This is a genomic window from Actinocatenispora sera (assembly GCF_018324685.1).
Lineage (GTDB): Bacteria > Actinomycetota > Actinomycetes > Mycobacteriales > Micromonosporaceae > Actinocatenispora > Actinocatenispora sera.
In genome coordinates this window covers 1,222,994-1,248,450 of sequence record NZ_AP023354.1, presented here as the reverse complement: position 1 = coordinate 1,248,450, position 25,457 = coordinate 1,222,994, and the positions used below count along the sequence as shown (strand labels likewise).

23 protein-coding genes are annotated in these 25,457 nt (G+C 72.0%); 14 read left to right on the top strand and 9 right to left on the bottom strand.

What is annotated here, in order from left to right:
• Positions 1-323: 323 nt before the first annotated feature.
• The 3 genes from Asera_RS05820 to Asera_RS05810 are packed head-to-tail and all read left to right on the top strand — an operon-like array spanning position 324 to position 2,731.
• Positions 324-851 (top strand): SigE family RNA polymerase sigma factor, encoded by a 528-nt coding sequence (locus tag Asera_RS05820; protein WP_030445305.1) that lies wholly within the window; start codon positions 324-326, stop codon positions 849-851.
• Positions 848-1,903, top strand: coding sequence for a hypothetical protein (locus Asera_RS05815; RefSeq protein ID WP_030445304.1), 1,056 nt, complete (start codon positions 848-850; stop codon positions 1,901-1,903). Before Asera_RS05820 ends, Asera_RS05815 begins: the two co-directional genes overlap by 4 nt.
• Positions 1,904-1,933: 30 nt before the next feature.
• Entirely contained in the window at positions 1,934-2,731 is a 798-nt protein-coding gene (locus tag Asera_RS05810) for a hypothetical protein (protein WP_030445303.1), read from the top strand.
• 251 nt (positions 2,732-2,982) lie between these two features.
• Here the strand turns inward: Asera_RS05810 and Asera_RS05805 are convergent, their stop codons facing one another.
• The 5 genes from Asera_RS05805 to dnaA all read right to left on the bottom strand — a co-directional run bounded on the left by Asera_RS05805 (position 2,983) and on the right by dnaA (position 10,081).
• Positions 2,983-3,651 carry a DciA family protein gene (locus tag Asera_RS05805; RefSeq protein ID WP_084131066.1) on the bottom strand — a complete coding sequence of 223 codons (669 nt, stop codon included), beginning with the start codon at positions 3,649-3,651 and terminating at the stop codon, positions 2,983-2,985.
• Between the two features lie 157 nt (positions 3,652-3,808).
• The gene (recF, locus tag Asera_RS05800) at positions 3,809-4,978 is read right to left on the bottom strand and encodes a DNA replication/repair protein RecF (RefSeq protein ID WP_030445301.1); all 1,170 of its coding nucleotides are present in this window, start codon (positions 4,976-4,978) and stop codon (positions 3,809-3,811) included.
• Positions 4,979-5,044: 66 nt separating this feature from the next.
• Entirely contained in the window at positions 5,045-5,929 is an 885-nt protein-coding gene (gene gnd, locus Asera_RS05795; protein WP_030445300.1) for a phosphogluconate dehydrogenase (NAD(+)-dependent, decarboxylating), read from the bottom strand.
• Between the two features lie 124 nt (positions 5,930-6,053).
• The gene (dnaN, locus tag Asera_RS05790) at positions 6,054-7,190 is read right to left on the bottom strand and encodes a DNA polymerase III subunit beta (protein WP_030445299.1); all 1,137 of its coding nucleotides are present in this window, start codon (positions 7,188-7,190) and stop codon (positions 6,054-6,056) included.
• 842 nt (positions 7,191-8,032) lie between these two features.
• Positions 8,033-10,081 (bottom strand): chromosomal replication initiator protein DnaA, encoded by a 2,049-nt coding sequence (gene dnaA, locus Asera_RS05785; RefSeq protein ID WP_030445298.1) that lies wholly within the window; start codon positions 10,079-10,081, stop codon positions 8,033-8,035.
• Between the two features lie 561 nt (positions 10,082-10,642).
• Between dnaA and rpmH the strand changes: the two genes are divergently transcribed.
• The 10 genes from rpmH (at position 10,643) to Asera_RS05735 (ending at position 19,420) form a co-directional block, all read left to right on the top strand.
• The gene (gene rpmH, locus Asera_RS05780; protein WP_084131065.1) at positions 10,643-10,780 is read left to right on the top strand and encodes a 50S ribosomal protein L34; all 138 of its coding nucleotides are present in this window, start codon (positions 10,643-10,645) and stop codon (positions 10,778-10,780) included.
• Positions 10,781-10,805: 25 nt separating this feature from the next.
• Positions 10,806-11,210, top strand: a complete 405-nt coding sequence (gene rnpA, locus Asera_RS05775) for a ribonuclease P protein component (protein ID WP_030445297.1) — start codon at positions 10,806-10,808, stop codon at positions 11,208-11,210.
• Between the two features lie 56 nt (positions 11,211-11,266).
• On the top strand, positions 11,267-11,500 hold the full coding sequence (gene yidD / locus Asera_RS05770) for a membrane protein insertion efficiency factor YidD (protein ID WP_084131129.1): 234 nt from the start codon (positions 11,267-11,269) through the stop codon (positions 11,498-11,500).
• A gap of 3 nt (positions 11,501-11,503) precedes the next feature.
• The gene (gene yidC / locus Asera_RS05765) at positions 11,504-12,787 is read left to right on the top strand and encodes a membrane protein insertase YidC (protein WP_244843756.1); all 1,284 of its coding nucleotides are present in this window, start codon (positions 11,504-11,506) and stop codon (positions 12,785-12,787) included.
• 158 nt (positions 12,788-12,945) lie between these two features.
• Positions 12,946-13,524 carry a Jag family protein gene (locus tag Asera_RS05760; RefSeq protein WP_030445295.1) on the top strand — a complete coding sequence of 193 codons (579 nt, stop codon included), beginning with the start codon at positions 12,946-12,948 and terminating at the stop codon, positions 13,522-13,524.
• A gap of 902 nt (positions 13,525-14,426) precedes the next feature.
• Positions 14,427-15,134: a 16S rRNA (guanine(527)-N(7))-methyltransferase RsmG gene (rsmG, locus tag Asera_RS05755; RefSeq protein WP_051801984.1), complete on the top strand. Its 708-nt coding sequence runs from the start codon at positions 14,427-14,429 to the stop codon at positions 15,132-15,134.
• A gap of 389 nt (positions 15,135-15,523) precedes the next feature.
• Positions 15,524-16,672 carry a ParA family protein gene (locus tag Asera_RS05750; protein ID WP_425305969.1) on the top strand — a complete coding sequence of 383 codons (1,149 nt, stop codon included), beginning with the start codon at positions 15,524-15,526 and terminating at the stop codon, positions 16,670-16,672.
• Complete coding sequence (locus Asera_RS05745) at positions 16,669-17,703, top strand: ParB/RepB/Spo0J family partition protein (protein WP_030445292.1); 1,035 nt, start codon at positions 16,669-16,671, stop codon at positions 17,701-17,703. Before Asera_RS05750 ends, Asera_RS05745 begins: the two co-directional genes overlap by 4 nt.
• Before the next feature lie 311 nt (positions 17,704-18,014).
• On the top strand, positions 18,015-18,530 hold the full coding sequence (locus Asera_RS05740) for a GNAT family N-acetyltransferase (RefSeq protein WP_030445291.1): 516 nt from the start codon (positions 18,015-18,017) through the stop codon (positions 18,528-18,530).
• A 194-nt stretch (positions 18,531-18,724) separates the two neighbouring features.
• Positions 18,725-19,420 carry a methyltransferase domain-containing protein gene (locus Asera_RS05735; RefSeq protein WP_051801983.1) on the top strand — a complete coding sequence of 232 codons (696 nt, stop codon included), beginning with the start codon at positions 18,725-18,727 and terminating at the stop codon, positions 19,418-19,420.
• On the opposite strand, the gene Asera_RS05730 is transcribed toward Asera_RS05735, so the two are convergent.
• The 3 genes from Asera_RS05730 to Asera_RS05720 form a co-directional block, all read right to left on the bottom strand.
• Entirely contained in the window at positions 19,395-20,486 is a 1,092-nt protein-coding gene (locus Asera_RS05730; protein WP_051801982.1) for an alpha/beta hydrolase, read from the bottom strand. The two genes, Asera_RS05735 and Asera_RS05730, sit on opposite strands and share 26 nt — an antisense overlap.
• Positions 20,487-20,988: 502 nt before the next feature.
• Positions 20,989-21,960, bottom strand: a complete 972-nt coding sequence (locus Asera_RS05725; protein WP_030445288.1) for a D-alanine--D-alanine ligase family protein — start codon at positions 21,958-21,960, stop codon at positions 20,989-20,991.
• Positions 21,957-23,264, bottom strand: a complete 1,308-nt coding sequence (locus Asera_RS05720; protein ID WP_030445287.1) for an aminotransferase-like domain-containing protein — start codon at positions 23,262-23,264, stop codon at positions 21,957-21,959. The genes Asera_RS05725 and Asera_RS05720 overlap by 4 nt, the downstream gene beginning before the upstream one ends.
• 242 nt (positions 23,265-23,506) lie before the next feature.
• Here Asera_RS05720 and Asera_RS05715 point away from each other — a divergent pair, with 242 nt between their 5' ends.
• Positions 23,507-24,178: a GNAT family N-acetyltransferase gene (locus tag Asera_RS05715; RefSeq protein WP_030445286.1), complete on the top strand. Its 672-nt coding sequence runs from the start codon at positions 23,507-23,509 to the stop codon at positions 24,176-24,178.
• Between the two features lie 40 nt (positions 24,179-24,218).
• Here Asera_RS05715 and Asera_RS05710 read toward each other — a convergent pair whose 3' ends face one another.
• The gene (locus tag Asera_RS05710) at positions 24,219-25,361 is read right to left on the bottom strand and encodes an N-acetylmuramoyl-L-alanine amidase (RefSeq protein WP_030445285.1); all 1,143 of its coding nucleotides are present in this window, start codon (positions 25,359-25,361) and stop codon (positions 24,219-24,221) included.
• Between the last annotated feature and the right edge of the window lie 96 nt (positions 25,362-25,457).

Here is a 25,457-nt window from a genome sequence, read left to right as displayed (position 1 = left end):
GATGGGGGACCCGTGCGGCCTCGGTGCGGCAGGCCCGGTCGGCCGAGCCGGAACCTCCGGCGCAACCGCTCCGACGCGCCGGGCGGAGCCGCCTCGGCGAGCCTCCGCCACGATAGCCGGCGGCCTCGGCGCGAATGGGTCGAACCGGACGGCCGACCGGCCCTGTCCGGACGCTCGTGCGGCCGCGGGCCGCTACCATCGGTGGCCGATCACCCACCGCGGCCCACCCGTACCCCGTCTGCCGGGTCGGGAAAGTTTCGGCTCGATACCCAACCGAGCGGCGGCCTGCTCCATCGATACGGGTAGCAGGATCGGGAGGGCGGATGAACCCACGACAACGGCGGGACTACGAGTCCTACATCGAGGGCCGACTGACGTCGCTGCGCCGCACGGCGTACCGGCTCGCCGGTAGCTGGGACGGCGCCGACGACCTGGTGCAGGACACCTTCGTCAAGCTGTACCTGCACTGGGCGAAGGCGACGGCGGCGCGGTCGATCGACGCGTACAGCCGGCGCATCCTCGTCAACACCTTCCTGGAACAGGTGCGCCGGCCGTGGTACCGACGCGTGCTGTCGTTCGACACGCCACCCGACCGGCCGATCCGGCCGGTCGACCACGACGGCGCGCTCGACCTGCGCGCCGCGCTCGGCCGGCTCGCCGCCGGCCAGCGGGCCGTCCTGATCCTGCGGTACTGGGAGGGCCTGGACGTGGCCGAGACCGCCGACACGCTCGGGTGTTCCGAGGGCACGGTCAAGAGCCAGACCTCCGCCGCCATCGGCCGGCTCCGCCGCCTGCTGCCCGAGTACGCAGGCGTGGTGGAGCCGGTCGGCACAGACAGGAGCAGGGCATGAACGACGAGAAGCTGCGTGAGCTGTTCATCGACGCCGATCCGGTCGACGAGCCGCCGCTCGCCCCCGGGTACCTCGCCTCGACCACAGCCGCTGCCGACAGAGCGGCACGGCGTCGCAGACTACGACGATTCACCGTCGGCGGTGTCGCCGCGGTGGCGGCACTGGCGATCACCGGCCTGGTCGTCCAACCCCAGCTGCCGGGTACGACGACCGCACGCGTCTCCGCCGCGTCCGCTGGCGGCGGCAGCTACGACCCGCTGATCTCGCGGCTCGCCCCCGGGTGGCTTCCGAGTGGGGCGAACCTGCACGAACGGTCGGTCGAGAACCGGGTGCAGTCGTTGCGCGTCGAGAAGTGGGAAGGCGACGCCAAGCGGATCCAGAAGACCGACTGGGCGATCGAGCTCTTCCTGTACCCGCCGGGGGTCAAGCAGGCGTCGGACGGTCCGCACGAGCACCAGCGGTTCGGTCACGGCACCAAGACGGCCCCCGTTCAGGGGATGCCGGCCGAGTTGTTGGGCGACGGGCCCGCGTACGAGCTCGCGTGGCGGTACCCGTCCGGCGCGCACGCCATCGTGCAGATCGATGCCACCGGCACGTTCGTCAAGGCCGGTGACAGTCCGAAGGGCTACCACACCGGTTTCGGCGATCAGACCACGGCCGTTGCCCGCAGGATCGCCGCGAACCTGCGGATCGACGGCCACACGCCGCTCACGTTCCCGTTCGCGCTGCACCTGCCCGCCGGCCAGCACGTGGTGGCGGCCAGCTCCCGGACGATGCGGGGGAACGACGGCAAGCTGACCACCGACGCCCTGCTCACCTGGGGTACCAGCGCGGGGATGAAGACCTGGTCGACGGTGGACGTGTCCTCACCGGCGCGGAAGGGCAAGCCGGAGATGTTCACCAGCGGCGTCTACTTCATCCCGAACACGCACGGATTCACCCTGCAGGCGTCGGCCCGGCACGGCGACAGCAAGAAGCTGGCCGAGCAGGTACAGATCTTCGGGTCGCCGACCGATGTGAGCACCTGGCGGGCCGACCCCGTCCTCGACTGAGCGCCGCCTCGTTTCGCTGCCGCCGGGTCCGTGACCCGGCGGCAGCGCCGTGCCCGCCACCTCGGCGGCGATCCCGGCGACGAGCCCGCCGCCGGCTCCGTCGCGGTCGAGCTGTTCGCCGGCGGCGCCGGCTGGGACGACCCGCTGAACGACGGGACCAGCGCCGGGCTGGACGATCGCCCGACCCATCGCGAGCCGCCACCCGGCACCGCCGGCCCCACCAGCGACGGCACGCCCTCGTACTGGCTGGAATCCCGGTTCGCCGGGGCCGAGCTGGCCTGGCAGTGGGCGCCGGGCGCGTACGCGATCGTCGCGGTGGACCGGCTCGGCGGCGCCGACAACCGCGCGACGGCGCTGCGCCCGGTGCGGGCGATCACGGTGCGGCAGGAGGCGGTGCGGTTGCCGTTCCGGATGGCCGCACCGCCGAGGACGTTGCCGCTGCGCGCGGTGCACGCCTACCTCGCCAGCAGCGACTACGGCGCGACGGTGACCTGTGCCGAGCGAGCCTCGATGCTCGGGCCCACGCGTGCGGTCCGGATGGTGGCGTTCCCGCTGCTCGCCGACGACCGGCGGGGCAGCAACGGCAGCCACAAGATCCCCGACCCGAACACCACCCTCGACGGACACCCGGCCTGGTACTCGCGGCAGGCCGGGGCGGAGAGCACGTGGCTGTTCGACGTGTCCGGCAACCTGATCAAGGTCGACACCTGGGACGAGCACGGCACCGAGCAACTCGGCGACGTCGGCGCCACCACCCGGTACGCGAAGCGGATCCGGCCGGTGTCCGACCCGACCGACCGCACCACCTGGGCGGCGATGCCGCGCTGACAGCACCCGGCGATCGCGCTGCTTCGCCTGCGCCACAACGGATGCCGCCGGCCCGCATGCCACCGGCCGGCGGCATCGCCCCGCCGTCGACGGCAGCGCGTGTCGGCATCGCATCGCTGTCGGCGACATCGCACGCCGGTCGCCGCCTCGCACGTTGGCGCGGGAGGTCGCCGTTTCGAGCCGCAGCAGCGCGGGAGGTCGCCGCCTCGGGCAACAGCATCGCGCGCCGATCGGCGGCGGCGCGTGCCGGCTCAGCCGTACGTGTCGCCCGGGCCCGGGCCGGGCACCCGGAGCGAGCCGTGCCGCCAGGACGGTGCCGCCGGGCCGTGGATGCGCAGCCGCTTCACCGGGCTGGGCCGCACCTCCTGCGCGATCTTGGCGAGGATCTTGCCGCTCAACAGCCGCAACTGGGTCGCCCAGGCCGTCGACTCCGCCTCGATCGTCAGCTCACCGTCGACCAGCTTCACCGGTCGGCAGTGCGCGGCGACGTCCGTCCCGACGACGCGTTCCCAGGCGCCGAACACGGTCGCCTCGGCGGCGGGCTGCTGCCACCCCCGGTCTCGGACCAGCTTGCCCAGCAACGCGCCGAACGGCTGCGGGTCACGCGGATCGGGCCCGGGGCCGGAGTAGCCACGCTTGCGGTACCGCCGGGGGTCGCCGCCGCGCGACCGGGTCGATCGGCCGCGCTCCCGTTTCGCCTTCGCCGCGGCCAGTACCGCCCGCGCGAGGTCTGGACCGGCCAGCCCGTCGGGTGTCCCCGCGTTGTCCGCTGCGCCCTCGCGTTCCTCGCCCGGCCCACCGGTCCGATCTCCCGCCGGCGCCTCGGGTCGGGCGTCCTTGCCGTCTCGACCGGCGCCCCGGCGATCGTTCCGCCCGCCGACCGGCTCGCCGCTTCGGCCGGCGCCGCGGTCGCCATCCAAGTCGGCGCCTCGACTGGCGCCGCGGCCCGCACCCCGGTCGCCATCCAGACCGGCGCCTCGGCCCGCGCCTCGGCCGTCATCCAGGCTGTCGCCTCGGCCGGCGTCGCGGCCGGCGCCCCGGCCACCGAATCCGGTGCGGTCAGAAGACCCGGTGCGGTCAGAGGACACGGCGCACCTCCCCGGCCGCCACGTCGTACCGGCCGCCCTGCAATGCGGTCGGCACGTCCGCGGCGACCGCGCAGGTGACGAGCACCTGGTCGGCGCCGCCGACCAGATCGGCGAGCCGCTCCCGGCGGCCGGCGTCCAGCTCGGCGAACACGTCGTCGAGGATCAGCACCGGCTCGGCCCCGGTACTACGCAGCAGCTCGAAGCTGGCCAGCCGCAACGCCAGCGCGACCGACCAGCTCTCGCCGTGGCTCGCGTACCCCTTGACCGGCAGGTCGCCGAGGCGCAGCAACAGCTCGTCGCGGTGCGGCCCGTGCAGGGTGGTACCGCGTTCGACCTCCTGCGGGCGGGCCTTGGCCAGCGCGGCCGACAGCCGGGCGGCGAGCACGTCCCGGTCGGCGGTCAACTCCGCGTCGCCGTCGGCCGACAGCGTCGACCGGTATGCCGCGTGCACCCGGCCCCCGCCCTGGCTGACCGCGTCGTACGCCTTCTCCAGGTGCGGGCCGAGCGCGGCGACGAGCTCCAGCCGGCCGGCGACGAGGTCGGCGCCGTGCCGGGCCAGATGGCTGTCCCACACGTCCAGGGTGCGCAGATCGGCCGCGGCGCTCGACTCGCCGTCCGCGCCGTGGCCGCGCCGCCCGGCCCGCCGGGCCAGGTACGAGGTGCGCAGCAAGGCGTTGCGCTGCTTGAGAACCCGGTCGTAGTCGGCCCGCACGCCGGCGTAGCGGGGGAAGCGCGACACCAGCAGCTCGTCCAGGTACCGGCGCCGCTCGGCCGGGTCGCCGCGCACCAGCGCGAGATCCTCCGGCGCGAACAGCACGGTACGCAGGGCGCCCAGGATCTCGCGGGCCCGCGGCACCGGCGACCGGTTCAGCCGGGCCCGGTTCGCCTTGCCGGGCACCAGTTCCAGCTCCAGCACCAGCTCGCGGCCGTCGTGGACGACGACCGCCCGGATCACCGCCCGGGCGGCGCCGGAACGCACCAGCGGGGCGTCGGACGAGACCCGATGGCTGCCCAGCGTGGCCAGGTAGCCGAGGGCCTCCATCAGGTTCGTCTTGCCCTGCCCGTTCGGCCCGACGAACACGCTCGGACCTGGGGACAACGACACCGACACCTGTGGATAACTGCGGAAGTCGACAAGCTCGACCGCTCGGACGTACATCCTCGATCCCCCAGGTGTCGCCGCCGGCCGTGGACGGCAGAGCCGTCCGCAGCCTCGGTGGACGGCTCAGCCGTCCGCGTCCTCCTTGACCGCGTGCCCACCGAACTGGTGGCGCAACGCGGCGACCGCCTTCATCGTCGGCGACTCCTCCTGCCGGGAGCCGAACCGGGCGAACAGCGAGGCGGAGATGACGTTCAGCGGGACGCCGAGCCGGATCGCCTCCTCCACCGTCCACCGGCCCTCACCGGAGTCGGCCGCGTAGCCGGCGATCTTGGCCAGCTTCGGGTCGTCGTCGAGCGCCCGGTCGAGCAGGTCGAGCAGCCAGGACTGGATGACGGTGCCCTTGCGCCAGGACTTGATCGCGCCTGGCACGTCGTCCACGATCTCGGAGGCTTCGAGCAGCTCGAAACCCTCCGCGTACGCCTGCATCATCCCGTATTCGATGCCGTTGTGCACCATCTTGGTGTAGTGCCCGGCGCCGACGCCACCGGCATGCACGAACCCGAACTCGCCCTCCGGCTTCAGTGCATCGAAGATCGGCTGTGCCTTGGCGACGTGCTCCGCGCTGCCGCCGACCATCAGCGCGTACCCGTTCTGCAGGCCCCAGACGCCGCCGGACACGCCGCAGTCGACGTAACCGATGCCCTTGGGGGCCAGCTTCTCGGCGTGCACCTTGTCGTCGGTGAACCGGGAGTTGCCGCCGTCGACGACGACGTCACCCTCGGACAGCAGCTCACCCAGCTCCTCGACGGTCTGCCGGGTCGCATCGCCGGCGGGCACCATCACCCACACGACGCGCGGCGCGTCCAACCGCTCCACCAACTCGGCGAGGCTGGCCACATCGGCAACGTCCGGGTTCCGGTCGTATCCGACCACGTCGTGCCCGGCACGACGCAGCCGCTCCCGCATGTTGCCGCCCATCTTGCCGAGACCGATGAGCCCGAGTTGCATGTCCCCTCCAGATTCCGCTCCGCCGGCGACGCGTGCACACCGGGATGTCGGTGCCGATCGCCCCGCGACGACGGTACGCGGGTGCCGCGCCGACGCCGCGACCCGGCACCGCGGCTGTGGTGTGCTACTGGTTGGCGAACCGCACCGGCATGATCAGGTACCGGTAGGACGTGTCGTCGTCGTTGTCCTCGGTGCTGCCGGACACGACCGCCGGCTTCATCGGGTCGACGAACGTCAGCTTGGCGATCGGCCGCCCCAGCTGCGCCAGCCCGTCGAGCAGGTACTGCGGGTTGAACGCGGTGGTCATCGGCTCCCCGTTGTACTCGCACTCCAGCGCCTCGGAGGCACGGGCGTCCTCGGTGGCGCCGGCCTCGACGACCAGCCCGTCGGACGAGAACGACAGCCGGACCGGGTTGTTCCGCTCGGCGACCAGGGCGACGCGCTTGACCACCTCGGCCAGCGCGGCGGCCGGCACCCGAGCGTGCGAGGTGAACTCGGCCGGGAAGATCGACCGCAGCGGCGGGTAGTTGTCGCCTTCCAGCAGGCGGCTGGTGGTGCGCCGCTCACCGCCGGCGAAGCCGATCATGCCCTCGCCGGCGCCCGGCGCGGACAGCGCGATCCCGACGGTGCCGCCGAGCGGGCCGAGGGCCCGCGCGGTCTCGCTCAGGGTGCGCGCCGGCACCAGCGCGGACAGGCTGGTGTCCGCCTCGTCCGGCTGCCACTCCAGCTCGCGCATGGCGGCCCGGTAGCGGTCGGTGGCGAGCAGCGTCAGCGTGTTGCGCTCCAGCTCGAACTTGACGCCGGTGATCATCGGCAGCGTCTCGTCCCGGCCGGCGGCGATCGCGACCTGCGCCACCGCGGTGGCGAACAGTGCGGCGTCGATCCGGCCGGCGGAACGCGGCATCGCCGGCAGTGCCGGGTAGTCCTCGACCGGCATCGTCGGCAACGTGAACCGGGCGCTGCCGCAGGTGATCTCGACCCGGGAGCCCTCGGTGGCGACGTCGACCGGTTTCGCCGGCAGCGCCCGGGTGATCTCGGCCAGCAGGCGGCCGGAGACCAGCACGGTGCCCTCCTCGTCCGGCTGGACGTCGACCTGCACCTGGCTGGAGACCTCGTAGTCGAATCCGGACACGGTCAGCCGCCCGTCGCCGACGGCGAGCAGCACGCCGGCCAGCACCGGCACCGGCGGCCGGTTCGGCAGGCTCTTCGCGGTCCAGGCGACGGCGTCGGCGAGCGCGTCCCGCTCAACCCGGAATTTCATGCGGTCCCTCCTGGGAGAGCATCGGTCGGGCGCCGACGGCGTCCGTCACGCATCGGCGTCGCGGGTCGGCTGGTCGTGGCGCAGGCCCGTCCGGAGGACCATACGGGCACCCACCGACAACTCGACGAATGCCCGGACCGTCCGGGGCGTGCGCTGCGGGTCTCGATTCTAAGGGCCCGGCCGAGTCGTTGCGGACGGTTCTCCCCGCCAGGGATGGCCCGGGGCCCTTCCTGCAGCCCGGCACCCAGACGATTGGCTTTTTGCTCTCTTAGAAGAACTCAACCATCAACGTCATAGGGGCTGTGGAAACTGTGGAGAATCGACGTTTTCCCTGATCCGGACCGGTTGAGGGGTGTGGGAAAGCTGTGTGCGCAGCGGTTGATGACTCGGCGCGTCGTCCACAGGCGGCCGATCGCCGCCGCGTTGTCCACCCGTTGTCCCAAGGTTCGCGGGCTTATCCACCGCGCTGTCCCCAGGTCTTCCCCAGGGTTGTCCCCAGCCCAGATCATGATCAACGACCGGTGGAAATCTCTGTCCACCGGTCGTCCACACGCTGTCCCCAGGACACGCCGGGTTCACCACAGGCAATCCACCGATCTGTCCACAGGGCTTGTGCACAGCATGTTGATACACCTGTGGATGACGCTGTGGATCGAGCCCGTGTGAGGCTCGTCGCTTTCGATTGGAGAGCCCCGTTCGGGGGTGTGGACACCACCGCCGATACCCGGAAACCGCTTGCCGCGGCAGGATCCGCTCGCCGAGCACGGCGCTGCCGGCACAGTGGGGCGACTCCGTGGCGAGAGGGCAGGCCGGGTACGACGCCCGGCACGCGCGGAACCGGCCTACGGCTCCTGCTGCTTGATGCGGTTGGTCAGCTCGGCGATCTGGTTGTACAGCGTGCGCCGTTCGGCCATCTGCCGGCGAATCTTGCGATCCGCATGCATCACCGTGGTGTGGTCCCGGCCGCCGAACGCCTGGCCGATCCGCGGCAGCGACAGGTCGGTGAGCTCCCGGCACAGGTACATGGCCACCTGCCGGGCGTTCGACAGCACCCGGGTACGGGAGTGACCGCGCAGGTCCTCCATGCTGACGCCGAAGTAGTCGCAGGTCAGTTCCATGATCTGCTCGGAGTTGATCTCCGGCCCGGCGCCGTCCGGGATCAGGTCGCGCAGCACCTCCTCGGCCAGCGCGATGTCGACCGCCGCCCGGTTCAGGCTCGCGAACGCGGTGACCCGGATCAGCGCGCCCTCCAGCTCCCGGATCGAGTTCTGGATCCGGGACGCGATGAACTCCAGCACGTCGAGCGGCGCGTACAGCCGTTCGTGCGCCGCCTTCTTCTGCAGGATCGCGATCCGCGTCTCCAGATCCGGCGGCTGGATGTCGGCGAGCAGCCCCCACTCGAACCGGGTGCGCAGCCGGTCCTCCAGCGTGGAGAGCTGCTTCGGCGACCGGTCGGAGGTGATGACGATCTGCTTGTTCGCGTTGTGCAGCGTGTTGAAGGTGTGGAAGAACTCCTCCTGGGTGCGCTCGGCGCGCTCCAGGAACTGGATGTCGTCGATCAGCAGGATGTCGGCATCCCGGTAGCGCCGCTGGAACGCCTGCATCTTGTCGTCCCGCAGCGAGTTGATGAAGTCGTTGGTGAACTCCTCGGTCGACACGTACCGCACCGAGCGGGCGTTGCCGAGGCTCGCGGCGTAGTGCCCGATCGCGTGCAGCAGGTGGGTCTTGCCGAGACCGGACCCGCCGTACACGAAGAGCGGGTTGTACGCCTTGGCCGGCGACTCGGCGACCGCGATCGCCGCGGCGTGCGCGAACCGGTTGCTGGAGCCGATCACGAACGTCTCGAAGGTGTACTTCGGGTTCAGCCGGCTGACCGCGTCGGCGCCGCGCCCGCTGTAGTCGCGCAGCTGGCCGCCTGGCCGTACCGCGGGCGACGGGTCACCGCGGCCGGTGCCCTCCGAGCCGGGTCGGTGACCCCGGTCGGTCCGGGCGGCCGCCGGTCGTACCGGATCCGTGCCGGCGGTGTCCGCGGTCCGCTGCGGCGGTGCCGGCGGGCCACCGGCGGCCGGCGCGCTGCGCCGGGGCGGGGCCGCGGCACGCCCGGCCGCGGGGATGTCGAGCCCGGGCAGTTGCGGCGCCGGGATGCCCAGCGACAGCTGCCCGTTCGCTTCGGCCGGCTCGGACTGCCGGCGGTACTCGCCGGCTTCGGCTCGGTCCGGCGCCGGCGGCGGGTAGTCACCCGGGGCAGGGCGATAGCCGCCGCCGTCCGGCCGGTAGTCCCGGGTCTCGGGCTGGTAGTCGCGCTCGTCCCGCCGGTAGCCGGCGGCGTCTCCCCAGTAACCGGGGCCGTCCGGCGGGTAACCGGGGCCGTCCTGCTGGTAGTCGGGCCCGTCCTGCTGGTAGGCCGCGGCGTCGCGCGGGAAGGACCGCCGGTTCGGTGGGAAGTCCGCGTTCTCGGTCCGGTACTCGGTGGGCTCGGCCCGGTAGTCCGGCCCGTCCGGCCCGTAGTCCGGTGGCTCGCTCCGGTACTCGGTGGGCGCCGGCGGGTAATCGGGCGCGGCGGGCCGGAAGTCGGGGGTGGCCGGAGGCAACGTCGCACCGGGGTCGGCGGTCACCTGGTCCGGATCGTCCGACGGCTGTACCGCGACGGCCAGCTGGATGGTGCGCCCGAGCCGGCGGGAGAGTGCCTCGGTGATGGCCGGCCGCAGCCGCGACTCGATCGCGTCGCGGGTGAACGGGTTCGGCGCGGCGATGAAGGCGGTGTCCTCCACCAGGGCCAGCGGGCGGGTCAGCCGCAGCCAGGCCTGTTGCTGCGGGGAGAGGGTCTCGTTGGCGAGCTCCTCGGTCGCCGCGACCCACACGGCGGCAAGATTGACCGCGTCGTCGCCCACCGCTGCGCACCCCCTCGCCATCGCGGGCAGCCCCGGTGCTCGGCCGCTGCCCGACCGGCGGCGGCGAACCCGCTGCGGGGCATCGTACGGCGCCGTGAGCAGCAGACTCGCACGTTATCCACAGGTCCATCCACAGCCTGTGGATCGTTCTGGAGCTTCCAGTATCAACCAGGGACGAACTGCGCGAACCAGATTCGCCCAGACTCCGGTGAGAGGCCGCGATGCCGGACGCCGGCACGCCCGTACACGGTCGCACACCGCAGCCAGGTGCCATCGAGCCGGGTGCACCGGTAACCGGCGACGCTAACAGCGCGGAGGCCGCCGATACAAGATACAGACGTGCACTCGGGGGTCCACCGGGACGGGCGTCGGGCGGCCCGGCGCGGGTGGGTACCGCCCGGCAGCGTTTGATACGGTAGAGCGGCATGTCTGCGCCTCATGGGCGCTGTCCGATGACCTGGGGGTCACGGTACGCGGTCGGGGGTCGCCGATTCTCGGCGCGCCAGCAGTTCCGGCGCGAGCCGTACCTTCCCGACGGTACCTGATCTTGGAGAACTCGACGTGAGCAAGCGCACCTACCAGCCGAACACCCGCCGGCGCGCGAAGACCCACGGCTTCCGGCTGCGCATGCGCACGCGTGCCGGTCGCGCCATTCTGGCGGCTCGCCGTCACAAGGGTCGCGCCCGCCTCTCGGCCTGATCCGTCCCGACACGCTGAGTTCATCGTGCTGCCGCCCGCCGCGCGGCTGCGTCGCCGCGCCGAGTTCGCCGCGACAACCCGCGGCGGGCGTCGTGCTGCGCGAGGTGCGCTCGTCGTGCATCTCGCGCCCCCGCAGCCTGGGACGAACCAGGACACACCGCCGAGCGGCCCGCGGTTCGGCTTCGCCGTCTCCCGGGCGGTGGGCAACGCGGTGATCCGCAACAAGGTCCGCCGGCGGCTGCGTCACCTGGCCCGCGAGCGGTTGGACCAGCTGCCGGCCGGTACCACCGTTCTGGTGCGGGCCCTGCCGGCCGCCGCGGACCGGACGTTCCAGCAGCTCGGCCGCGACCTCGACGCGGCGCTCGCGGCCGCCGCCGCGCCCCGCGGTATGCAGCGCCGAAAAGCCCCCAGGTCGGGGGAAACATCGTGAATGCCGCCACATACGCACAGAGCGACGCTGGCTTGCCGGCCGGCAGGGTGGGTCGGGTGCTGATAACCCCGATCGTCGCGTACCGTCGTTGGATAAGCCCGGCACTGCCGGCTCGCTGTCGGTTCCACCCTTCGTGCAGCGCATACGCGCTACAGGCCGTGACGGTACACGGCGCGTTGCGCGGGGCCGGCCTCGCGATCTGGCGGCTGCTGCGTTGCCAACCGTTCCACCCGGGCGGGTACGACCCGGTGCCGCCACCTCGGCACCGCGCCGATGTGACTGGAGCCTGAGTAGTGAGTCTGGACTTCCTCTACACCGCGATCTCGTGGGTCATGCTGCGTTGGCACGCCCTCTGGGACGCCATCGGACTCGGCAAGAACCAGTTCCTCGGTACCGACTGGGACTGGGTGCTCGCGATCGTCTTCCTGGTGATCACGATCCGCGCCGTGCTGTTCCCGCTGTACGTCAAGCAGATCAAGTCGCAACGCGCCATGCAGGCGCTGCAGCCCAAGATCAAGGAGCTGCAGGCCAAGCACAAGGGCGGCGACAAGCAGGCGATGCAGCAGGAAATGATGGAGCTGTACCGCAAGGAGAAGGCGAACCCGCTGATGGGCTGCCTCCCCCTCGCGCTGCAGGCCCCCGTCCTGCTCTCCCTGTTCCACGTGCTGCGCCACCTGAGCAAGGTCACCGGAAACCACAGCGAGCACTTCAAGTCGCTGTACGGCTGGACCGCCGCGCAGTTCGACAGCGCGTCGCACGCCCACCTGTTCGGTGCGCCGATCGCGGCGAGCTTCAAGTCCAACCAGGCCACCCTGGATGCCCTGAACTCCAGCGCGCTGCACGTCCGGATCGTCGCCGGTGTGCTGATCGCCGCCATGATCGTCACGACGTTCCTCACCCAGCGGCAGATGATCGCCCGCACCGGCTACGCCACCGACCCGCAGCAGAAGATGATCCAGCGGGTCATGCTGTACGGCGTCCCGGTGATGCTGCTGGTCTCCGGTTCGATCTTCCCGATCGGTGTGGTCATCTACTGGACCACGTCCAACCTCTTCTCGCTCGCCCAGCAGAGCTGGATCCTGCACAAGTACCCGCCGCCGGCGAACGCCGCGAAGGCCGCCGCCGAGGCCGGCAAGCCGCTCAAGGGCAAGGCCGCCGAGGAGGCGCGCAAGGTCGTCGAGCAGCGCCGCGAGGCCGCGAAGGCGCTCGCCCCGAAGCCGGGCGCCAAGCCGGTCCGCAAGCGCACCGCCACCGGCACCGGTGCCCAGTCCGGTACCAACGGGGCCAGCCGCACCGCCGGCAGCCAGCCCGCGAAGAAGACCGGTGCCCAACCGGCCAAGAAGACGGGCGTCCAGCCGGTGAAGAAGGCCGCCGCGCAGAAGCCGGCCAAGAAGGCGGCGCCGGGCCAGGCCCCGGCCAAGAAGGCGGCGCCGGGCCAGGCCCCGGCGAAGAAGACCGGTCAGTCCGGTACGTCGAAGTCCGGCACCGGCCGCACCGGCACGGGATCGACCAACGGCGCGAAGGTACCGGGATCGTCCGGCACCACGGCGTCGGGCAAGCGGAAACCGGGCTCGTGAGTCGTGCCGCGGCGACGGTGGCACCCTGTCAGGGAGAGCCGATTCGCCGCGGAGCCGACCGGCGTGGGCGACGGTCGGCGGCGCGCCCGGAGCGCGCCGACAATACAGACTGACCGGCGTTTCGTGGAAACGCCCAGGGGACTTGGAGTAACACTGCCGTGACCGATACCAGTACCAACGCGGTGGAAGCCGACGAGAAGCCCGAGGCGGCGAACGACGCGCCGGCCGAGGAGTCGACGTCGGAGAACGGCGGCGCGCGCGCGGCATCGGACGACTCCGAGGCGCTGTTCAGCGAGAGCGAGATCGCTGCCGACTACATCGAGGGCCTGCTCGACATCCTCGACTACGACGGGGACATCGACGAGCTCGTCCAGTCCGGCCGGCCGGTCGTCGAGCTGGTCGGCGACAACCTGGATCCGCTGATCGGGCAGCGCGGCGCCACGCTCGAGGCGCTGCAGGAGCTGGCCCGGCTCGCCGTCTTCCAGCACACCGGTTCGCCGAGCCGGCTGCTGCTCGACGTGGGCGGGTTCCGCGCCGCGCGGCGCAAGGAGCTCGGTGCGATCGCGAAGAACGCGGTCGAGAAGGTGCGCGAGCACGGGGATCCGGTGAAGCTGGAACCGATGAGCGCGTTCGAGCGCAAGTGCGTGCACGACGTGATCAACGAACTGTCCGATGTGGAGAGTGAGTCGGAGGGCGTCGAGCCGCACCGGCAGATCGTGGTGCGGGCGGTGAGCTGACCTCAGCCGTACGGAGAAGGGCCGAGCCTGCTGGACGCGGGGCTCGGCCCTTTTTCGTGTGGTCTGGTTGGGCGGGCCCGAGCGCGTGTGCGGAGCGCTCGGGGTGGTGAGTGAGGGCCAGGGGAACGTGGGTTCGCCGCTACCGGCAGAGGGACACGTGGACTCCTTGACCAATCGCCCGTCGGGGAAGCGGGGGCGAGATCCGGACGCCGCCAGGGCCGCTTCGGAACGTCGGGGGCCAGTGACCGAGTTGGACGCCGCTTGAGCCGCTTCGGAACGGGGGTGATCGGGTTGGTAGCCCGCCCGCCCGCCCGCCCGCCCGCTCGCCCGGCCTGGCATGGCCGGCCGGGTCGGAAGGCCGGGGTCGGGTGATCGAGTGGGAACGGGTGCCCGGCCGTGTCGGAGTGTCGGGGCCGGCGATCCGGTCGGAGCCGCCCGGCCATGTCCGAAGGTTGGGTCGAAGACGGCGACCGGCTCGCTTCGGTGTCTCGGGGACGGGGTGTTCGGGCTGGGCGGCGCCTGGTTCGCTGCGCAGTCTGAGGTTCGATACGGCAGCCACGAGAACTACGCAAATTAGTCGAAAAAAGGCACGTAAATCCTGCGACCTACCACTACGGCCTTCAATTCGACACTGACAAAATCCCGCCGGCCCCATCCGCTTCTCGGCGCCCAGCCGGCGACTCAGCCCGCCAGCTGGCACAGATTCGTGCCCGCCGATGCGCCGAACGCGCCCGGCCGAAGCACTGCGCCCGCGGTTCGACGCCAGCGCAGCGGCGTTTCCTGGGGGTTGTGGGGACTTGCGTTTCGTGGCGCCGGCTGTCTCTGCTGGGCGGGTTGAGATGTTGGCGACTCGGTCGGCACGGCGTCGGGGCGCGGGTGCGCGTGCCATCGAGAATCGTGTCATGGCTGAATCCACCGATCCGATCCCCGGCGCAGGCGCGCTGCCGCCGGCGCTGGCCGAGACCGCGCGACAGGTCTTCGGGGCGCGGCTGCCGCTGGCCGAGCGGTACGCGGAACTGCTCGCCACCGAGGGCACCGTCCGCGGCCTGGTGGGGCCGCGGGAGGCACCCCGGTTGTGGGACCGGCATCTGCTCAACTGCGCGGTACTGGCGGAGCTGCTCCCGGTCGGGTCGGTTGTGGCGGATGTCGGATCCGGCGCGGGTCTGCCCGGTATCGTGCTCGGAGTGGCCCGCCCCGATCTGTCGATCGTGTTGATCGAGTCGCTGGCGCGGCGAACCGCCTTCCTGGACGAGGTCGTCGACGAGCTGCAGCTGTCGCGGGTCACCGTCGTGCGTGGTCGCGCCGAGGAGCTGGCCGGCCGCATCGCCCAGCCGGACGTGGTGACGGCGCGCGCGGTCGCGTCGTTGGATCGGTTGGTGCGGTGGTGTTTGCCGCTGCTACCGACCGGCGGCCGGCTCCTTGCGGTGAAGGGCGCGTCGGCCGGCGACGAGGTTGCTGAGCATGCGGCGCAGATCCGTCGGGCGGGCGGGGACGAGCCGCGGGTGCTGCAGTGCGGAGTGGGTCTGGTGGAACCGGCTACCACGGTGGTCGAGGTGGTCCGGCTCAGCGGGGCGAACGGGAAGAGGAAACGGGGGCGGGCCGACACATGATGTTCGGGCAGTACGGGGGTGCGGGCGGCGGGTCGATTCGCCGCCCCGGCACCCCGGTCGGTACGGCTGGGGGTGCTGCCGCAGGCTTTCCGGGTCGTGGCGTTTCGGCAACGGCCGATGGTCATGCGGGGCGGATCGCCGTAGGCTTGCCGCACATCGGTACGAACACCGGAACGACGGACATCGGTCACAGCGGTTCGCCCGCGTCCCTTCAACGACGAAGCCCGGTCGCTTCGCGACGGAGGTCGGCTCGGCGCGATGGCGCCGCTGTGGCAGGCTCCCCGATGGGTACCGGTGATTCCCCCAATCGACCGAACGAGGGCAGCATGGTGCGCGAGGACCGACCTGCCGAGCCGTCCCAGGCTGGGTACGACGTCAGTCAGCAGCGAATCCGGAAGGCGCTGGCCGAGGTCTCCGTTTCACGTGAAACCGACCCGCTCGACGGGCCTGGCGGAGCCGCTGAACGAGCTCGGCCCCGCTCCACCGGCACGGTGTACGGCACGCCGCGCCGTCCGGAGTCGTACGACGAGGGGGCGGCGCTCGACGAGACCCCCGCCGCCCGCGGGAGCGGTACGGCCGCGGTGCCGGCGCCGCTGGCGGGTGAGCGCACGAGCGCGGTGCCGACGCAGCCGTCCGGCGCGGTTTCACGTGAAACCGACCTCGACGACGACGATCTCCCGCTCGCCATGGAGGCGCGGCGGGCGGTGCAGATCCTCAACCCGTCCGGCGCGGCGCTGATCCCGCGTCCGGCACACCGGCGCATCATGTGCATCGCCAACCAGAAGGGCGGCGTCGGCAAGACGACGACAGCGGTCAACATCGCGGTCGCGCTTGCACTGCACGGCAGCCGAGTGATGGTGATCGATCTCGACCCGCAGGGCAACGCGTCGACGGGCCTCAGCGTCGAGCACCACGCCGGACTCAACAGCATCTACGACTGCCTCACCGACGGGCTGCCGCTGGCCGAGGCGGCGCAGACGGTGGAGGGCATCCCGAACCTGCTCTGCGTGCCGGCCACCATCGACCTGGCCGGCGCGGAGATCGAGATGGTCTCGGTGGTCGCCCGCGAGTCCCGGCTCAAGCGCGCCATCGCGGCCTACCAGGAACCGCTCGACTACGTCTTCATCGACTGCCCTCCGTCGCTCGGCCTGCTGACGGTGAACGCGCTCGTCGCGGCCGAGGAGGTGCTGATCCCGATCCAGTGCGAGTACTACGCGCTGGAGGGGCTGGGGCAGCTGCTGCGCAACGTGGAGCTGGTGAAGGCGCATCTGAACCCCTCGGTGTGGATCTCCACGATCCTGCTGACGATGTACGACGGCCGCACCAAGCTTGCCGACCAGGTCGCGCAGGAGGTACGGGAGCACTTCGGTGACGTGGTGCTCGACGCCGTGATCCCGCGCAGTGTCAGGGTCTCCGAGGCTCCCGGGTACGGGCAGTCGGTGTTGACCTACGACCCCGGATCACGCGGTTCGACCAGTTACTTCGACGCCGCCAAGCAGCTCGCGGAGCGCGGAGCGGCCGCGGGAGGGAAGGCATGAAGAATCGCCGGGGTGGCCTCGGGCGTGGGCTTGGCGCGCTCATCCCCACCGGTCTGACCGACGCGTCCACTGCGACGCAGGAGCCGCCGGTGTCCGCTCCCCCGTCGCCATCGCCCGCGATGTCGCCGGCGCCGATGCAGGCCGCCCCGGTCGAGGACGGGCCGGTCGGTGGAGTCCGCCAGGACGCCGCCGCAGATCTCGCGCCGGTACCGGGTGCGCGGTTCCGGGAGGTCCCGGTCGCCGCGATCGAGCCGAACTCGAAGCAGCCGCGGCAGGTCTTCGATGAGGAGGCACTCGAGGAGCTGCGCACCTCGATCGAGCAGGTCGGCTTCCTGCAGCCGATCGTGGTCCGCGAGCTCGAGTCGGGTCGGTACGAGTTGGTGATGGGTGAGCGGCGCTGGCGGGCTGCCCAGTCGCTCGGCCGGGAGAACATTCCCGCGATCGTGCGGGACACCCCGGACGACGACATGCTCCGCGACGCGCTGCTGGAGAACGTCCATCGAGCCAACCTGAACCCGCTGGAGGAGGCGGCCGCGTACCAGCAGCTGCTGGAGGAGTTCGGCGCCACGCACGAGGAGCTGGCGAAGCGGATCGGCCGCAGCCGCCCGCAGATCTCCAACACGATTCGACTGCTGAACCTGCCCCCCGCGGTACAGCGTCGGGTGGCGGCTGGGGTGCTCTCCGCCGGCCACGCGCGGGCGCTGCTCGCCATGGACGACGCCGACCGCCAGGACGAGGTCGCCAAGCGCATCGTGGCCGAGGGCCTGTCGGTGCGGGCGACGGAGGAGATCGTGGCGCTGACCGCCACGACGCCGGCCGGGAAGCGCAAGGAGTCGTCGGCGGACAAGAAGTCGACCGCGCACGCCCCCGCCGTGACAGAGCTGGCCGATCGGCTCTCCGACAAGTTCGACACCCGGGTGAAGGTGGACCTGGGCCGGCGCAAGGGCCGGATCGTCGTCGAGTTCGCGACCGTGGACGACCTCGAACGGATCGTCGGGATCATGGGTATCAACGGCCGGACGAACGACTGACCCGACCCGGTACGGCTCGCACCGACGGCGGCCTTCGCGGAAGCGAGGGCCGCCGTTCGTGTGTCCGGGCGCCGATCGTGGCCCCAGCGGCTCCCCTTCCCGGACTGGATGTTTCACGTGAAACGGTGGCCGGGGTCAGCGACCCCGTTCCTCTCGAGGAGGGATCTGGCCGAGGCGTGCTTCGAAGTGAGCCGGGCGCCGGTCGTTTCACGTGAAACGTGAGCGGGGGCACCTATCCCCTGGGCTGGAAGGCGTCGATGCGAAACGTTCCGGACACATCGACGTGCTGCCATGGCCACAGGAGGTGCTCGATGCTCGATACCGAGATCCGATCGCGGCCGGCACGGCTGGACGACCTGCCGCGGCTGACCGAGATCTACAACCACTACGTGCTGGCGACGCCGATCACGTTCGACGTGGAGCCGGTGACGGTCGCGGGCCGCCGGGACTGGTTCGACGCGCATGCGCCGAGCGGGCGGTACCGGCTGCTGGTGGCCGAGCAGGACGGCGTGGTGCTGGGCTACGCGTCCAGTGGCCGGTTCCGGACCAAACCGGCGTACGAAACGTCGGTCGAGTTCAGCGTGTACCTGGCACCGGAACGCACCGGCAACGGCGTCGGCTCGCTGCTGTACCGCCGGCTGCTCGACGAGCTCGCCGGGGCCGACGTGCATCGCGCGTACGCCGGGGTGTGCCTGCCGAACGAGGCATCGCAGCGGTTGCATCGCAGGTTCGGGTTCCAGCCGATCGGGGTCTACCGGGAGGTCGGTCGGAAGTTCGGACGGTACTGGGACGTGCAGTGGTTCGAGCGGGAGGTCGACGCGGCCTGAGGACCTGCGTCGACCTGGCCGGGTGGGGGGACCGTGGTCGCTCCGGGTGCGTTCGGGGTGGCGGGGTAAAGGCCACCTCTGTTCTTTGTTCAACCCTTGTGGGGCGTCGTGGGATCGCTTCGGACCGGGTTGGTGCGAGATTGGCTGGCGTGTTTATGGGTGTTGTGGGGTTCGTTTGGGATCGGGTGGATGGGGTGGAGCGACCCGATGAACTGGTGGAGGTGCAGGAGGGGCTGGAGTCCTGGGCGGTGGTGCGGGCCTACCGGAAGGTGATGCGGGAGCTGACGGGAACGGCCGGGGTGCTCGATCTGGGGGCCGGGCCGGGCGGCGAGACGACGTTCGTCGGGGTGGACAACTCGGTGGCGATGGCACGGCGAGCGACGGCGCGCGGGCGCCGGATGGTGGTCGGGGACGCGGCGGCGCTGCCGTTCGCGGACGGCGCGTTCACCGCGGTACGGGCGGACCGCGTGTTCCAGCACCTGGCCGATCCGGCCCGGGCGCTCGCCGAGGCGGTACGGGTGACCGAGCCGTACGGGCGGGTGGTGGTCGCGGATCCGGACCAGTCGACGTTGACGATCGACGCCGGTGGGTGCCCGCTCGCGACCGCCGTGACGGACTTTCGACGCGCCCACGTCCGCAACGCGGATTTCGCCGGGCGCGCGGGCGCGGTGTTCGAGGCGGCCGGGCTGACCGAGGTCGACGTACGGCGATGGCGTTTGGTCCTCACCGACCCGGCCCGCGCGTTCGGGATCACCACGTGGGGCGAGCTGATGGTCTCCGACGGGCTGTTCGACCGGCGGCAGTGGCGGGCGTGGCAGGCCGCGCTCGCCGGCGGCGAGTTCCGGTACGAGCTCGACTACGTGGTCACCGCGGGGCGCCGCGCGGCGTGACCGTGCCGGGCGGCGCGAGGTGCGCGGACACGAACTCGAGCATCGCCGGCGCAGCGAGCTGCGCCAGGTGCCACGTGTGGGCCGAGTCCTCGGTACGGGTGGTGACGTGCTGGCCGCGGGCCCGCAGCGCCGCCACCAGCCGCTCGTTGTCCCGGCGTTCCCGCGCCGACGCGCGCCGCGGCCAGTCGAGAAACACCGGTACCGGCGCGGCGAACCGCATGGTGGGCAGGTAGTCGAGGATCCGGTTGCGCCGCACCAGATCCGGCCGTCCCTTCAGCTCGGCCGACTCCGGTCCGGCGCCGGCCGTGGGGTACGGCTCCAGGGCCGCGATCGAGCCGATCTCGCCGGTGTGGTGCAGCCCGAGGTTGAGCGCGCAGAAGCCGCCGGACGACATGCCCGCGAAAGCGCGCCCGTGCCGGTCGGCGATGGTACGGAAGTGCCGGTCCAGGTAGCCGGGCACGGTGTCGTTCGCGCCGGTGCCGGCGAGGAACGACCCGAGCCTCGGACCGGACACCGCGTCGAGGCATTCGGTGTCGTGCAGCCCGCCGAGCGTCGTGTCCGGCAGCACCACGATCATCGGCCGAACCCGGCCGCGCGTGATCAGCTCGTCGAGCACCGCCGGCAGCCGTCCGGCGATCAGCCAGTCGTTGCTCCGCCCGGGCCACCCGCCGTACAGGTAGAGCACCGGGTACCGGCGGGAGTCGCTTCGGTAGCCGGGCGGGAGGTAGACGTCCATCGTCTGGGTCGGCACCGACAGCCGCGGCGAGCCGAGCCGGACCGACACCACCGTCGAGCCGTGGCCCGCCGGCAGGTCCCGGTCGCCGTGCACCCGCGGCGGATGGGTGAAGCCGAGTACGTGGGGAATCGCGCTCGGTGTGGTCACGTACCCGGCGTAGCTGTTGAGTCCGGTCAGCATCGCGGCGAGTAGCCCGACGACCAGCACCGCGACGGCCGGGCTGCGGCGCCGCGGCCAGCCACGTCGGCGCCGCAGCAGAACCAACCCACCGACGACCCCGGCGGTACCCAGCAACACACCGACCGGCACCCACCACGACGTCATCGGCATCGGGGGCCCTACCAACGCCCCACTCACCAAGATCGCCTCCCACCCCCACGCTACGACGCCCACGAGCCGGCCGAGGCGCACTCCACCCGCACCCCCGGTGCTTCCGAACCCGCCGAACGACGTCCACCGCCGTGCCCCGCGACCGCGCCGAGCCGGAACGTCGACCGAGCCAGGTCGAGCCGCCCAGGCGGTCCGTCCGACCACCGTTCCTCACCCATGGAGACCCCAGGGAGCGTCCGCACCGGTACCGGGCACGTCGTTACGAGAAGCCCCAGCGGCGCCCTACCTGATCTGAAGCGGCCGGACGGCGTCGGGCGCTGGCACCGGGCCCGTTGTTGCGAAGCAGCCCAGGCAGTGTCCGGCCCGATCACCGTTCCCCGACGTTCCGATGCGGCCAGGCGGCGTCAGGATCTCGTCCCCGCTTCGTCGACTCCCCCATGCGGGGTGAAAGCCGCGAACAGAGGTGGCCGTCACCCCAACAAGCCGTCACCCCGACGAGCCGTCACCCCGAAGACTCAGCGCCCCGCCCGCTCGCCCGCGCGACGAGATTGTGCAGTACGGAGCCGAGCCGCCGCCCCGCCGCCTCCACCGCCATGGGCAACAACGACGTCTCGGTCATCCCCGGCGCCGTGTTCGCCTCCAGTACCTGGATGTCCCCATCCGGACCGACGATCAGGTCGATGCGGGACAAGTCACGCAGCCCGAGCGCGGTGTGCACCCGTACGGCGATCTCGGCGACCTCGTCGAGTACCTTCTCCGGCAGCCGGGCCGGGCAGTGCCAGGTGGTGATTCCCGCGGTGTAGCGGGCGGCGTAGTCGTAGTTGCCGTCCGGCGGCTCGATCTCGACGGCCGGCAGCGCGCGCGGCCCGTCGCCCTCGTCGAGCACGCTGACCGCGACGTCGACGCCGGGCACGTACCGCTCGATCAGTACGGTCGGCGCGTAGGAGAAGGCGCCGACCATGGCGGCGGGCAGCGCATCGGCGGAACGGACCGCGGCGACGCCGAGACCGGACCCGCCGTGTACCGGCTTGACCACGAGCGGCAGGCCGAGCCGGGCGACGATGTGGTCGAGCAGGGTCTGCGCGCCGAGCTCGGAGAAGGTGGAGTGCGGCAGTGTGATCCCCGGCGGGGTGGCGATGCCGGCGTCGGAGAGGATCGACTTGGTGATGGCCTTGTCCCAGGCGAGCCGGGCCGCGCGGGCGGTGGACCCGACGTACGGCACGCCGACCACGTCGAGCACGCCGGGCAGCGAACCGTCCTCGCCGGGGCTACCGTGTACGGCGGGCAACACCACGTCCGGTCGCTCCGCCGACAGGTAGGGCAGCAGCGTCACGTCGACGTCGCGCATCTCGACGTCCAGGCCGGCGGCGGTGAGCGCGTCGACGACGCGGCGGCCGGAGCGCAGCGACACGTCCCGCTCGTAGGAGAGTCCGCCGGCGAGCACGAGCACCCGCGGCGGGGCCTCGGCGGTCACGCGATCCCCGGCGGTACGTCGCCGGTGACCCGTCGCGGTGCGCCGGCGCTGCCGGTGGCTCCGAACGTAGAGCGCAACGTCAGTTCCTCCTCGATCACCCGGCCGAGCCGGCGCACGCCCTCGCGCAACCGGTCCGGTGGCGGGAAACAGTACGACAACCGCATGTGCCGCGCGCCGGACCCGTCGGCGTAGAAGCCGGTACCCGGCACGTACGCGACCCGGGCGGTGATGGCGCGGGGCATCATTGCCTTCGAGTCCAGCGACTCGGGCAGCGTGACCCAGATGTAGAAGCCGCCGGCCGGCCTGGTCCAGCTGACCCCGGCGGGCATCGCCTCGTCCAAAGTGGACAGTGTGGCGTCCCGCCGTTCCCGGTACAGCTCCTGGAAGACCTTCAGCTGGTCGCGCCACGGCATGGTGGCGAAGTAGCGGGCCACGATCCGCTGGTTGAACGTGGCCGGGCAGAGGATCGCCGCCTCGGACGCCATCACCAGCTTCTCCCGCACTGCATGGGGCGCGAGGATCCATCCGAGCCGCACCCCGGCCGCGAACGTCTTGGAGAACGTCCCGAGGTAGAGCACGCCCTCCCGGGCGCGGGCGCGCAGCGGCGCCGGCGGGTCCTGCTCGAACCCGAGCAGCCCGTACGGGTTGTCTTCCAGTACGAGCAGCCGGTGCCGCTGGCAGATCTCCAGGATCTGCTCGCGCCGCTGTTCGGCCAGTGTCACGCCGGCCGGGTTGTGGAACGCCGGCACCGTGTAGAGGAACTTGGCCCGCCGGCCGGACGCCGCAACGGCGGCGATGGCCTGTTCCAGCGCGGCCGGGACGAGCCCGTCGTGGTCCATCGGTACGTGCACCACGTCGGCCTGCGCGGCCTGGAACACGCCGAGCGCGCCGACGTAGCTGGGTGCCTCGGCGAGCACCACGTCGCCGGGGTCGAGGAACACCCGGGAGACCAGGTCGAGCGCCTGCTGCGAGCCGGTGGTGACGACCACGTCGTCGGGCGAGGCGCCGCCGGAGGCGTCGATGCCCTCCTCGGCCATCACCGCGCAGATCTGCTCGCGCAGCGCCAGTTCGCCCTGGCCGCCGGTGTAGTTGAGGGCGGGTGCACCCTCGCGGCGGATCAGTTCGGCGACCATGTCGCCGATCGCATCCAGCGGCAGGGCGGCAGTGAACGGGGAGCCACCGGCCAGCGAGACGACCTCGGGCCGGTTCGCGACGGAGAACAGCGCGCGGATCTCGGATGCCTTCATCCCGTGCACCCGCTGCGCGTACAGATCGGTGTAGTCGTCGAGTGTCGTGCCGGACACGGCGCCCCCTCGTTGCGTCCTCGCCGGCCGCGGGAGCCGGCGTCGGGCTGGACCCGGCGCCCGGGGAAGCTTCCGGCAGCGGTGGCGGGTCCGTACCCGCGGCGCACGGTTGCCACACTCTACCGGTCGACGTGGAGCAACCGCTGCGCTACGTGATGCAGACCGCGTAGGATTCCTCCCCGAGAGAACGCGGTACCGGCGCCGACAAGCACCCGCCCGTACCGGTCCAGCAGGGGGTGACGGTGTCTCGACGGTTGGTGAATCTCACCCTCGACACCCTGGAAGACCTCCCCGGCCGCTGCCGCGGCTGCGTGTTCTGGGAGCTCGACCCGGTCGCCGCGGACCGCGCCGCGCGCGCCGGCGACGCGGAGCTGTCCAAGGAGGCCTGGGCGTCCCAGACGCTGCTGGAGTGGGGCTCCTGCGGCAAGTTGATCTACGTCGACGAGGCGCCGGCCGGGTACGTCCTGTTCGCACCGCCGGCGTACGTGCCGCGTTCGGTCGCGTTCCCGACCAGCCCGGTGAGCCCGGACGCGGTGCTGCTGATGGCCGCGTACGTGGTGCCCGACTTCGCCGGCGGCGGCCTCGGCCGGATGCTCGTGCAGGGGGTGGCCCGCGACCTGACCCGGCGCGGCATCAAGGCGATCGAGGCGTTCGGCCGGGAGCGGCCGGCCGCCGTCGCGGACCGTACCGCCGAGCACGGGGCCGAATCGCCGGGCGAGCGCCGCTGCGTCGTACCGGCCGACTTCTTCCGTTCGGTCGGGTTCAAGACGGTCCGGCCGCATGCCCGCTTCCCGCGGCTGCGGATGGACCTGCGGACCGCGCTGTCCTGGAAGAGTGACGTCGAGGCGGCGCTGGACAAGCTGCTCGGCTCGATGCGCCCGGAGGCGCTGCTGCACCCCGCCCTGCCGCACTGACCGGTCGTCGCGGCGGGGACGGCCGACCAGGGGCGGTCGATCAGCGGGCGGCGAGGGCGGTGCGCAGCGAGCTGACGTCGAAGGTGCCGGTCGGGAAGTCGGAGTCCTTGGTCAGGTACATCCGCTGGATGGCGGCCACCATCGCCTCCACCGCCCGGTCCCGGAACACCGGGTCGATCAGCTTGGCCCGGTCGTCCGGCGAGGTGAGGTAGCCGACCTCGACCCGCACCGCGGGCATCCGGGTCAGCCGGAGCAGGTCCCAGCCCTTGGCGTGCGCGCCGCAGTCGAGCATCCCGGTCCGCGCGGCGACCTCCCGCTCGACCAGCCCGGCAAGCTGCTCGCCGACCGTCGAGGTCACCCCGACCGGTCCGCCGAAGTGGTACGCGGCAACGCCCTGCGCGGCGGGGTTCGGGTGGCCGTCGCAGTGCAACGAGATGAGCAGGTCGGCGCCGAGATCGTTGGCGAACCGGGCGCGCTCCCGCTCGGGGAACCAGGTGTCCCGGTTGCGGGTCAGGTGCACCTGGACGCCGGCCGCGGCGAGCCGGCCCTCCAGCCGGGAGGCCAGGTCGTACACGATGTCGGCCTCGGTCCACCGGAGCATCCCGTCCGGAACCGTGACACCGGTGTCATCGCCGCCGTGGCCGGGATCGATGACGATCCGCTTGCCGACCAGGGCGGGCCCGGCGTGGTGCAGCAGGGCGGACTCGCGGAGCAGTTGCGGGCGGCCGCCGGTGACCTTGCGGCCGAGCCGGCGCAGCGCCGCCATGGTCGCCGGGCCGAACGAGCCGTCGGAGGTCAGCCCCACCTCGCGCTGGAACTTGCCGAGCGCGTGCGCGGTGCGGTCGCCGAAGACCGCGTCGGCGCGGCCCACGTCGTACCCCATCTCGAGCAGTCGCTCCTGCAGTGCGCGGACGTCGTCGCCGGTGAGCGGTTCGGGGCGGGCGGCGAACAGCGGGCGGTCGCCGAGTTGCCAGCGGGCACCGTCCAGCGCGTGCCAGGTCTGGTCGTCGACCACGCCGTCCGCGATCAGTCCGCGGGACTGCTGGAACGCGCGGATCGCGCGCTCGGCGGTGGGGTCGTATCGATCGTCACCGGTGTCTTCGGGAAGCAGGCCGAGCCGGACGAGGACGGTGCGGATCTCAGCTGCCGCCGGACCGCGGTCACCCGGTCGGATCGGACGCATACGTGGTGCCTCCCTCGCGGCATCGACTCCGTGGCGGCACGCAACGGCCACGGTGAATGCTCGCCGCGGACAGCGCGGCGCGAGCATCACAGACAT

Coding starts and splice junctions, on each gene's coding strand:
- Asera_RS05710 (WP_030445285.1), bottom strand. CDS start 25,361: ATGCGTCCGATCCGACCGGGTGACCGCGGTCCGGCGGCAGCTGAGATC.
- recF (WP_030445301.1), bottom strand. CDS start 4,978: ATGTACGTCCGAGCGGTCGAGCTTGTCGACTTCCGCAGTTATCCACAG.
- gnd (WP_030445300.1), bottom strand. CDS start 5,929: ATGCAACTCGGGCTCATCGGTCTCGGCAAGATGGGCGGCAACATGCGG.
- Asera_RS05740 (WP_030445291.1), top strand. CDS start 18,015: ATGCTCGATACCGAGATCCGATCGCGGCCGGCACGGCTGGACGACCTG.
- dnaN (WP_030445299.1), bottom strand. CDS start 7,190: ATGAAATTCCGGGTTGAGCGGGACGCGCTCGCCGACGCCGTCGCCTGG.
- Asera_RS05745 (WP_030445292.1), top strand. CDS start 16,669: ATGAAGAATCGCCGGGGTGGCCTCGGGCGTGGGCTTGGCGCGCTCATC.
- Asera_RS05820 (WP_030445305.1), top strand. CDS start 324: ATGAACCCACGACAACGGCGGGACTACGAGTCCTACATCGAGGGCCGA.
- Asera_RS05815 (WP_030445304.1), top strand. CDS start 848: ATGAACGACGAGAAGCTGCGTGAGCTGTTCATCGACGCCGATCCGGTC.
- rsmG (WP_051801984.1), top strand. CDS start 14,427: ATGGCTGAATCCACCGATCCGATCCCCGGCGCAGGCGCGCTGCCGCCG.
- Asera_RS05730 (WP_051801982.1), bottom strand. CDS start 20,486: ATGCCGATGACGTCGTGGTGGGTGCCGGTCGGTGTGTTGCTGGGTACC.